We start from the raw sequence: 10956 nt of genomic DNA, 5'->3' as shown, positions 1-10956 counted from the left end.
CATTAAAAAAAGTACTTTTTATAACGGCGCTCTGACTCATTTGATGGTATAAAAATGGATTTTCGAATAATTGATTTATTTTATCAGAAATAAGTTTTAACTCTTGACTGTCAATTAAATAGCCGTTTTTGTTATTTTCTACAAGTTCCGTCATACCGCCTATAGGAGGAACGATTGTCGGAATTCCATAAGTCATGGCCTCTAATATGGTTAATCCAAAGGTTTCTTTGCAGAGCTGAGTAACAGTAAGATTAACAACAATACTGGCTTCTTTATAAAAAGGATGTACTTCTGTTTGGCTAGTGTGTACAATTAAATTAGAAGGCAAATGATTGTCTTTAAAATAATGATCTATTTCTTTTTGATTGGCATTTAGAACCAATTTAAAAGTGTAATGCGGACATAGTTCAGCCAATTTTGCAAACTCATTTATGCCTTTGTATCTTTTTAAAGAGCTAATCATCAAAATAATTTTTGATTTTTTGTCTTTTCCTAAATGAAATTGTGCCTCTTTTCTAAAACTGTTTTCTATTACATTATACAAGACATTATTTTTAACTTTCAGAGGTTGTTGTTCGGCTAGAAAATTAGAAACATAAACTACATTTTTAGCACACAATTTGACGATTCCGAAAAGAAATTGATTCAAAATCTTTGGTTTTACTCCAGTTTCATGAATGTGATAAATAACTTTACAACCAATAATTTTGCCAACAAATGCCGCTCCAAAAGGGAATACGGTATTGATGTATAAAATGTCTTTTTTATTTAAAGTAAAAAACAATTGAACCGCCAAAAGAAATTGACTCGTTAGCAAGAAAAGCAACCGTATCATTGGATTTTTTGCAAAACGGTACCAATAAAAATAAGGTTTGACATACGGAATATTCGATAAAAAGCCTTCTCCTGCACAAGTGTAGAGATGTGTTTCTATACCATTTCTTGTCCAACATTTTAATAATTGCATTAATACTTTTGGACTACCACTATAATTATTGAGTAAGTGTACAGCTATAATTCTCATCTCATAAGGTATTATAGATTGTTTTTAAATAATCTCCTCTACTATCCCATGTAAATTTATCTAGGTAGTGTTTTCTGGCGTTAAGACTCATTTGATGTAATAAATTTTTATCAAAATAAAGGGTAGAAAGTGCTTGTTTCAATTCTAAAATAGTTTTTTTATATTCTAGTTGAGTGACCGCAAAGCCACATTCTGAAGTAATAAACTCGCCAGGCCCTTCATTGTTTATGCACACTACTGGTAAGCCAAATGATAATGCCTCTGCAACCACCATACCTGCGCCTTCATGAGATGGGAATAAAAAAATGGCTGATTTTTCATAGAGTTTCATCAACTCGGTTCTGTCAATCCATTCTATGATTTCTACATAGGATTCTAAATGATTTTGAGTAATAATAGTTTTGTAAAACTCTTTTTCAGGACCTGTCCCTACAAGTGTTAGTTTGCAATTCATGCGGTCTTCCATTGGCAGAGAGTTAATAAAATTGGCAAAGGATAGTAATGTTAAGTCAAATCCCTTCAAGGGTACAAAGCGACCAACACTAATAATGTTAAACCCATTTTTTTTGTTAATGTTCCCAGAAAAGTTGTCTTCTGTAGCCACAGATGGAAGTATCGAAAAGGGTTCGGTGCTGATTTTTAGGGCATTTGCTACTCCAGAGTTCATGCCTAATATATGATCTGATTTGATTTTTGTTTTTTGCAAAGAAAATGATAGCTCCCAAAAACATTTTTTTATAAACCAAGTAACTCGGTATTGTAGCAAATACTTTAATGGATATGGATTTAAATAATGCTTGGGAATTTCTGGATGATGTCCTATTGGCCCCCAAACCATTGGTTTGTTTAGTTTCCATAAAGAACTTGGAGTCCAGTCGTTATGAAAATTTACGTTATGAGCAATGTCAAAATATAAGTCTTGTTTTTTTATAAAAGGAACAATACTTTTTTGCCATAAATAATAATAGAGCATCGCACCACGGCTTCCTTTTTTCCAGAAACGCATCCAATATGGTAAATCAAAATACAGGAAAGTAATGTTATTGTAAACTGCGTCTTGATTTTGATTCATATATTGATCGATCATTTCTTTATTGTTTTCTCGTGTAATTGCAATCACTTTGTTGTATCTCGCAATTTGATACACAAAGTTCCATCCCATTCCATTCTCGGAACCTTTGTATGGATTTATGGCATAACAACTGGCTAAAATAGTTTTAGTATTCATATATATAAGATTTATTTATCAGAGATCATATATGTTATTGCCTTTTTATTTATTGGTGTTTGCTTACGCAAACGTGTTGTTAATGGCGATTTCATATGTAGATATTATATTTATTAATGGATTCCGATAGATCGTGAGGTATCGCCATTCTTTTCCCCTTTTTTATGATTGGGAATCATGTCGATCTCATTGCTTCTTGTTTTTATAAGTTTTGCGGGAACACCGCCTATTATACTATTGTCGGGAAAGGATTTTGTAACAATCGCACCAGCAGCAATAATGCAGCCATTGCCTAGTCGTACACCGTCTAGAATGCTTACTTTACTACCAATCCAGCAATTTTTACCTATTTTTATGCCTTTTCGATTTACTCCTTGGTGGCGTATTGAGATAGTCAAATCACTGTAATTGTGATTCTCGGGATGACAGCTTAAATACCCTCCCACGATGCATTCGTCGCCAATTTCTAGTCCCCCGGCTCCTCCAAGTGAGGAATATTCGCCTATGCCTACGGAGTTGCCAATCACTATTTTATCTCCTAAATTGTTTAATGTTGTCGAAACAATGATTCGGCTAAAAGCACCTATACTCACATTATTGCCAAATTGAATTCCGTTTTTGCTCAAGGCAGACACAAATACAAAATCACCCAATCGAAGAAATTTCCCCCATTTTATTTTAGACATATAAAAAAAAGAAACTCCTTTGCCAAGCATCATTCCTCTTGGTTTTCGAAAATAAAATAGTATTTTTAACCCTCTCCGCAAGCATTGAGCCTGCATCCATACAAACTCAAGAATAGGAGCTAAACCCAATGTTTCATCAAACTTGAAATTTGGATTTCGATATTGAATTATTTGCTCTAGGATTCGTTTCATTTTTTATTCTGTATTATAGTGGCTACTATATGATTTATTGTGACATCAAGATCTGTATTGTTGATGCATTCATAAACCGCAGTACGGCTTTTTGACTTTAATTTTGTAAATAGGTTTTTATAATCATTTGTTAGCTGTTCTATAGTTGTCTTACTAAGTTCTTTTTTTCTATAGAGAATTACGGAAACATCAGCAAATAGGAAAAAATTAAATTTTGGTTTTAGCAAAAACTGATACCCAAAAGAGGGTATTTTTTTTGATAAAACAATATTACTTCGCTTGCTATCATTAATAAAATCAAAGTAGTATCTGTCATAAAGAACCACATAACCTCTTAGGATATATTTAAAATAAATAACAAACTGACCTATCAGATAATCAAAATAATAATAGGAGAACCTAAAAAAAGAGGATATTATATTTGCATTTTTTCCCTGTCTTGGTAAATTATCAGTTGCCTCTTGATGTGCTTTTTGCTTACCTTTTGTCCAGACACTCAAAATGGGGAGTATCGAGGGTCTGTGTCTTAAAATAACAACAGGTTTTCTAAGTTGTTTTTCTATTTTGTAGGCCAGTAGGTTTATTATAGTAGATTTTCCTGCGCCATCTACACCGCTAAAAGTGATAGTGAAACCTTTATTATGGGCAATGTTTTTTAGAGTATCTACAAAATAGTTAAAGGTGTTTTTTAAAAATGAAAAATTATTGTTCTCTTTTTTCTGCTTCACAAAAGACTTGATGTTTTTAATGTTTCTGCTTCCTTTGTTGAAGTAGTCTTGAAAAATCAGATCAATTCCCTCGCTAGAGTTTTCAATTACTTTTTTGCATTCTAAATATTTTTCGGGAATTTTAGATTTGTTAAGAGTATAAAAGAAGGTTATAAATCGTGCGGCATCAATTTTAGACGCATTTTTAGAACCATAGTTATTTTTGTAATTATTTGCAATTACTTGTTTTGCACTTAATATTTCATGATTTTTAATTTTTAATTGCCATATTAAATCTATTGATAGAATGCTTCCTTCGAGTGTATAAACTTGAATGGTATTCATAAATGATTTTTGATTAGCAGTGATTTTTGAGACCAAAGAGTGGTTTCTAAGATAGTTTACTATTGTTTTATTGTTTTTTTTGTCAATAACCAAATCAATGTCCGAATCGATGCTTAGATCTTCGGGGTATCCTTTAGGGTATTTTAGTGCCGCATATTCTTGAGTTTCTAATAAATCAAATAGATCCATAATTATCATTTCTCTTTGATTATAGTGTTCGGATATAAAAAGATTTAATGCTTCATTCCAGACTTGCAATGTCCAATAAATTTGCTTGTACCATTTAGGATGATTGGCATAGATGTGTATATTAGACATACAATTTATGATTAGATACCATTTTAAATAGTCATTTAATTTTTGGTCAAACAAAGAATTTCCAAATTCATTTTTATTAAATTTAAGGATGTCTTGATAGATATGCTTCCAACTTTTTCGTTCAATGAGTATTCCTTGTTGCATAATAAAATGAAAGTAGTCATAGCCTTTTGGTTTTTGGAAACTGGCTAGTTCCCAGTCGTATATGGCTATTTTGTTTTTAGTTTTATACATGTTCCACTGTGTGAAATCACCATGGGAAAGACAGATTTCTACTTCTTTATTAGGAGTACAGTTTTGTATTATCGTATTTAATTTTCGGACTATATTCTTAGGAATTCTATCATCCATACTATTCTCAAACTTTATTTTCAGGGTATTAAATAGTGTCCATTTATCTAGATGAATTATTTTTTTTTCTATAGTACTCATTTCTACTAATGCTGTAAGATGTGCTGGAGTAAATGTTTTTATTCTTTTTCCATTAGCAGATATGTCAGTAAGTTGGACAATATCTTTGTTTATAAATGATGCATTTGGGATGATAAACTTTGTTTCTTTTAGTTTTAGTTTATCTAAAAATGTGCGCTCTGTAGTAATCATTTTCTGAGCACTTTTTGTAGCGGCTATTTTGTAAAAATAAGTATTGGCATATAGAACAGCTTTACTATTTAGCCCAATAGTTCCCATAAAGAGTGCCCAGTCTTTTGTGCAATCAAAAATTGGATGACCTTCTTTAGTATAAAAAAAAAGTTTTTTATGAAATATTATTTTTTGTAGTCTTAGGAGAAATACGGTTTCTATTATCAAGGCAAATAGTCTGGCTCTCATACTGCTTATATTATAAAATTTTAAGAAGAGCGGTTTTTTGCAATTGGCATTCCAAACCCATCTCATGGTTTGGTCAGGATTGTTTATAAAAAGTAATTCTAGTTTTGCTGCGCTTTGACTGTCTTTTCCTAAAGTGAATGAATATCCAAATTTTTTTAAAATCATTTCCATTATGCATAGTTTTAGACATTAGATATTGGGAAAAGTATGCCAAATAAAAAAGTCCCGATTTTATTGGAGGTAATCAATGATAAGAGAAATTAAATTTCCATATTTTGGAAATTAATTATTTTTTGGAAAGATTTTCGAAGACTAATTCTGGTCTTCTTTTTTTCAATTTTAGTTTCTGAATGTTGGTAAGATGTGGGTTGTTTTTAAAAGAAATCGAAAAAATAATCATTTGATAAAATAGTATACCATAATTACTATCGCCAAAAATCCCAAATTCAGTAAAAGAATTAATCAGAATAGGAATCATAATCCCAATAAGTATTAATCGAGTCTCTTTGTCCTCAGATAGAAAGGCTCGTAAGGTATAGATTAGTTGAAAGATAGCAATTGTAAAACCTATAAATCCTAAGTTCATTAACACTTGTATAAAAGTATTATGGGTCATGTTTCCTGGGTAGGTATTTGTTCCCTGAAAATAGTCTTTGTAATCAATTCTCATGTATCCAAAACCAAGCAGCGGTTCTCTTGGTAACCCCTCTGTAATAAGGGCTTTCCAGAACGGTAATCGACCTGTTAGACTCATTACTTCCTCTAGCCTAGAACTATCTCCTCCCTTAAGAATTATTTTGTTTATTGCAATAGGAGCTATTAATAATACCCCAGCAATAAAAACTACTTTTAGCATTTTTCCTTTAGTTTGTTTGATATGAAAAAAGACAATTAGTAACGTTCCAATCAAGGAAGATCGTGATCCAGTCATGTATAACGCCAAAAAAATAAGGAGGATTTTTATAATTGTTCCTGTTTTGTTTTCCTTTTGATACAAATCAAAGAGTAAGCAGGACCCTCCAACTCCAGCAAGCATTCCTAATTCATTAGGATTCATGATTGTTCCGCCCAATCGTGCCTCTTCGCCACCATTGGTCAATCTAAAAAAAGTTAATGGAGCAATAAACATTCCTATGATAAAAATCATTAAAATCACAAAAACTGCGTTGCCCAGCAAATTATACAACCGAATTGAATGTCCTTCAAAATAATAATCTAATACTTTGATGCTTTTTATAAAAAAATAAGCAAAGACTAAGCTTTGAAAAGTCATAAACCACTGTAATGCGCTATAACCGGGGTTGGTACTCCACAGGAAAGATATAAAGCCCAATGCTAGATAAAGTAAATAAAACAATGGCGAAAATATATTTTTGTACCCCATAGTATGAACCGCACCGTAGCGAATAATGCTATAATAAAGTACTATTGATGACAACATAACGCCCATTCTACCAACTACTTTTATCCCTCTAGTTATTACAACATCATCGCTCCATGTAAAAAAGCAAGCAATCATTAATAATAGAATGACAAATAAATAAATATTTGTTCTTTTTAGGAAGGGAGCGGGTAGGTTTGTTAGATCGGGTTTCATTAGGTACGGTATAATTCTTTATTAAGTCGCTCAATTATTCTTTTCCAATTGTAATTTTCCTGAATCATTGTTATGGCATTTTGTTGCAGTTTAGAAAATGCTACAGGATTGTTCCAAATAGCACTTAATGAAGACATTGCCACTTCTAATTCTTTACTGTTTTGTTTGTAAATTGTTTTTCCCGCTTGATATTCTGTGATTAAATCGCCAATATTGGTTGCGTCTGTTACCACACAGGGTTTTCCAAAGCTTGCCGCCTCAATAACAGAAAGGGGCAATCCCTCATTGCGTGATGGATGTACAAAAACATCCATTTTAGATAGTAAAAGGTCTTTTTCTATACCGAATTTGCACCCGAAAAGAAGTACACTCTGTTCCAGATTTTTAGCTTTAATTTTTTGTTCTAAATTGCCTTTTTCGTTGCTATCACCAATGATCCAGAGTTTCGCATTTGGTGTTTTGTTAAGCAAAATTTCAAAAGCCTCAATTAGTGTATCTAGTCCTTTTGTGTAGATATCCAATCGCCCTATAAACCCAAAGACGATGTTTTTGTTTGATGATTTTGTTGTAAGTATTACTTTGCTGTTTTCATACCCATAAGGCAACAATATTGATTTTGGAATAGAAAATAAGTTTGATAATCCAATCATTTCGCTTTTTCCGATGCAATGAATTTTTACCGTTTTTAGCAGTAATCTTTTTTCAAACAAATGAAAATATATTTTTTTTGTCCAATAACTTCTTTCCATTGCAATAGTATTGTATGCTCCATGTGGCGTAAAAACAAATGGAATTTTATGCTGTGAGAGTATTTTTGAGATAGTCGAAAAAACGGGAATCCAACCTCCGTGAAGATGAAATATTGCATGCCAGTTTTGATGAATTAATGCAGTTTTTAATTGCTTAGAGACCCGAAACGGATTGCGTTGCTGTAAAAATAGTTGAGTATCAAAATTGCGATTTCCATAGTTTTTTTCTTTGTCTATGGCAATTCCCCAAACAGATACCTTTAGTCCAGCTTCTACTTGTTTAGTAGCGAGTTCATATACTACCTTATTAACACCGTTCATCCTTTCGGGATTGGCTTTTCCTAAAACGAGGTGTATTATATCCATAATTGAAATTGATTTTTTTTGAGTTGATTATGCCAATAAATGGTCATTACTAACTGATTTGTTGCAAGTCCAGCAACAGCACCATATAAGCCAAAATAATTGAGAAAAAAATGAAAAGTTACTACTGATAATGTAAAAGAAATTACATAGCCATAAAAAAAAACTTTGTTTAGAACAAGAGTTTTTATGGCAATTCTGATAGGGTAATTTAGAAAAATAAAAAGATAGAGAATGGTCATGATTTTTACGACATAGCCGTATTTTTGATATTTTAACCCTCCAGTAAGGATAATAATCTCATCAGAAAATATAAAAACGAGTGTCAACATCAATCCAAAAATAGCCAATCCTATCAATGAAATATCGATTAAATACTTTTTTGCTTTGGTAAGAGATTGATGGTGAAAATAGATCACTTTGGGTAATACATAATTTTCTATAGATATTAAAGCAACATTAAGCACTCCAAAAACGGATTGTACCAATCGCAAAGCACCAAGAGCTTCGATACCCAGATAAATACCAGATACTAGTACAAAGAAATTGGTAGATCCCCATTGCAAGAAAGCGATATAAACCAACCATTTGCCTTGCAGAATATGATTGCCCAGAAAGGTTTTCCAAGATTTTGGAATTTCAAAATTTTTAATAATAAAAATGATGCCAGGCAATGATGATACTAGATTGGAAAAGCTAATTATCCAAAGCGTATTAGACAATTGAATCCCGTCTCGCAAAACATAAAATAGAATAATTACAAAAAGGGTAAAAAGACTATCGATAATAAGAGCAATTTTAATTTGCGCGAGTCCCAAGAACAATTTTCTAAAAAAATCCTGTATCAATAATCCAAATATAAAAAAAACAATAGTATTTTCGTATACACTGTAGATAGATAGTATAGGTAAGAAAAGGAATAGCAGTTTGACAATTAGTATAAAAAGTGCAATTAAAAATAGTATGGCCAGACATAGAAAAACAAAATATTGCTTTTTTTGTTGTACTTTGTGATAGGATACCTGAAAGGGCTGTATAATAAGTGCTGTTGTAATACTCATTGTTAAATAAACAAAAAGCATCAGTGTAGAGAACAAGCCAAAATTTTTTGAATCTAGTTTTTGAGCCAAAAATAGCATCAGCAAAAAGTTGGTTCCGCTATAGATGGCTTGGTCTTGTAGCACCAGAGAAGGTTGTGAAAAGAATATTTTTTTTATGTAATTCATAAGTAGATACTATTTGTTTTCATTAATCATATGGTATCACCATTCTTTATTACAGCTTGTGATTTATAATCATGGGGATTTCATAGGAACAAAGTACTGTTTTTATAGTTTTTCCAACGTTTTTTTAGCTCGGACATAATACTTGGATGATAATTTGCTTTATTGAGAATGTACCATAGTGTTTGTAACTGGTATTCCTCTTTTAATAATTCCATAATAACAATTGTTTTTTTAGCAGTTCTTTTGCTGTCTAAAACAAATAAGTTTTGGGTTGCCAAGCTCATAAACAGTAAGGCCAATCGATTTTCTTTGATCGATTGGTTGTTTATAATACACAAATCATATTCTTTTGTTTTTTCTTTAAGTTCATTTTCGAATACAGTTTTGGTATAACTCAAATATTTCAAATCTGAATAATCAGCATAATCAATTTCATTTGACATGTATTTTAATGCTCCAGTTGTATCTATGATTAGAATTTTTCGGTCCTGTTCATGTAATGCTCTGGCAAATTTTTCAGTATGAAACAAATGATCGTAAGAATCATCGTAAGAACTAACGGCAAGAATACTTTTGTTTTGTATGATTCCTTTTAGTTCTAGTTGTATAACATCTTTTAGAAAATTGATTCTTATTTCTTCAGGAGATGTTATATAAGGTGTTGTAATAGCAATAGGAATGGAACTATTTTTTTCTATAGTATAAGCGTCATTAACTTTAGCTTTTGTAAAATGTACGAAATAAATAATGAATATGGAACCAAACATTCCTAGTAAAACAGACACAATAATTATAACTGAACGTATTGGAAAAAATGGTTTTTTGGGTACTTCTCCAGGTGTAATTATTTTATGAAAAATGATTCTTGCTGATTTTGCAATTTCGGCTTCAATTCGTTTTTGATTCAAAATGTTATACGCATTCTCGTAAAGGCTGAATTCCCGATTTAAAATTTCTAGATTTTTTTCTTTTTCAGGAAAGCCTACAAAAACAGTTTCTAGCTGATAAATATCTCGTGAAAGTGCATTGTATTTTGTTTGCAAATCTCGTTCACTATTCTTAACACTCTCAATTTGATAGTCAATAAGATCTTTTAGTTTGGCATCAACTACTTTTACTTTTTCATTTTCGGGAGTATAGACAAGTAATAAATCTTTCTTTTCGGCTTGTAAATTTTTCATACTTTTTACCAATTCTGTAGATAGTAAATCGGTATATGCCTCAAAATTTGGGGCGAGATCAAAGTAGTTTTTTTTGCCAGAGTCAATGTATTTATTTAAGTTTTTTATAGCGTTTAAACTCATTCGAACATTCGTTTGCTGAACTTTTAGCTGAGCAATTCTTCTTAAATCAGTTTCTGATTCCTGTTTTACATTGATAATATTTCTATCATCTCTATAATTTTGAAGATTATTTTCAGCTGTTTTGAGTTTATTGCGAGATTTATTTATTTCTTGTTTAATAAAATTTACAGTGACATTTGCATCTAAGAATTTGGTCTCTATGTAATCTTTGATGTACGTTTCGGCTAATTTATTAACAAAAAGAGCTGTTTTTTCTGGGACATTACTTTTAAAATTGATGCGTACTATAGGAACATCTTTATCTACAGATGATATATCAAGGTTTTGATTGATTTTATCCATCAATTTTTGATCGCTTAAAAAATCGATTTCATAATAATCAATAA

General features: G+C 31.3%; 8 protein-coding genes. All 8 read right to left on the bottom strand.

Annotated elements, in window-relative coordinates:
* Positions 1-1024, bottom strand: a 1024-nt coding sequence (locus FLA105534_RS22845; protein WP_217427726.1) for a glycosyltransferase family 4 protein, incomplete at its 3' end; no start/stop codon positions are given.
* A gap of 1 nt (position 1025) precedes the next feature.
* The gene (locus FLA105534_RS22840) at positions 1026-2252 is read right to left on the bottom strand and encodes a glycosyltransferase family 4 protein (protein ID WP_173968383.1); all 1227 of its coding nucleotides are present in this window, start codon (positions 2250-2252) and stop codon (positions 1026-1028) included.
* 113 nt (positions 2253-2365) lie between these two features.
* Positions 2366-3130, bottom strand: a complete 765-nt coding sequence (locus FLA105534_RS22835; protein ID WP_173968382.1) for an acyltransferase — start codon at positions 3128-3130, stop codon at positions 2366-2368.
* Positions 3127-5310, bottom strand: a complete 2184-nt coding sequence (locus FLA105534_RS22830; RefSeq protein WP_217427725.1) for a hypothetical protein — start codon at positions 5308-5310, stop codon at positions 3127-3129. Before FLA105534_RS22830 ends, FLA105534_RS22835 begins: the two co-directional genes overlap by 4 nt.
* A gap of 307 nt (positions 5311-5617) precedes the next feature.
* On the bottom strand, positions 5618-6928 hold the full coding sequence (locus tag FLA105534_RS22825; RefSeq protein ID WP_173968380.1) for an O-antigen ligase family protein: 1311 nt from the start codon (positions 6926-6928) through the stop codon (positions 5618-5620).
* Positions 6928-8043 carry a glycosyltransferase family 4 protein gene (locus FLA105534_RS22820; protein ID WP_173968379.1) on the bottom strand — a complete coding sequence of 372 codons (1116 nt, stop codon included), beginning with the start codon at positions 8041-8043 and terminating at the stop codon, positions 6928-6930. The genes FLA105534_RS22825 and FLA105534_RS22820 overlap by 1 nt, the downstream gene beginning before the upstream one ends.
* Positions 8034-9266, bottom strand: a complete 1233-nt coding sequence (locus FLA105534_RS22815; protein ID WP_173968378.1) for an MATE family efflux transporter — start codon at positions 9264-9266, stop codon at positions 8034-8036. The genes FLA105534_RS22820 and FLA105534_RS22815 overlap by 10 nt, the downstream gene beginning before the upstream one ends.
* 80 nt (positions 9267-9346) lie before the next feature.
* A partial coding sequence (locus FLA105534_RS22810; RefSeq protein ID WP_173968377.1) for a GumC family protein occupies positions 9347-10956 on the bottom strand: 1610 nt, incomplete at its 5' end.

It is taken from the genome of Flavobacterium collinsii, from assembly GCF_902804485.1.
Lineage (GTDB): Bacteria > Bacteroidota > Bacteroidia > Flavobacteriales > Flavobacteriaceae > Flavobacterium > Flavobacterium collinsii.
Note: the sequence above shows the minus strand (reverse complement) of the source record. Positions and strands in the feature narration are given on the sequence as shown.

Bases quoted from the DNA above. Each gene is read 5' to 3' on its own strand.
- FLA105534_RS22815 (WP_173968378.1), bottom strand. From the start codon at position 9,266: ATGAATTACATAAAAAAAATATTCTTTTCACAACCTTCTCTGGTGCTA.
- FLA105534_RS22840 (WP_173968383.1), bottom strand. From the start codon at position 2,252: ATGAATACTAAAACTATTTTAGCCAGTTGTTATGCCATAAATCCATAC.
- FLA105534_RS22820 (WP_173968379.1), bottom strand. From the start codon at position 8,043: ATGGATATAATACACCTCGTTTTAGGAAAAGCCAATCCCGAAAGGATG.
- FLA105534_RS22825 (WP_173968380.1), bottom strand. From the start codon at position 6,928: ATGAAACCCGATCTAACAAACCTACCCGCTCCCTTCCTAAAAAGAACA.
- FLA105534_RS22835 (WP_173968382.1), bottom strand. From the start codon at position 3,130: ATGAAACGAATCCTAGAGCAAATAATTCAATATCGAAATCCAAATTTC.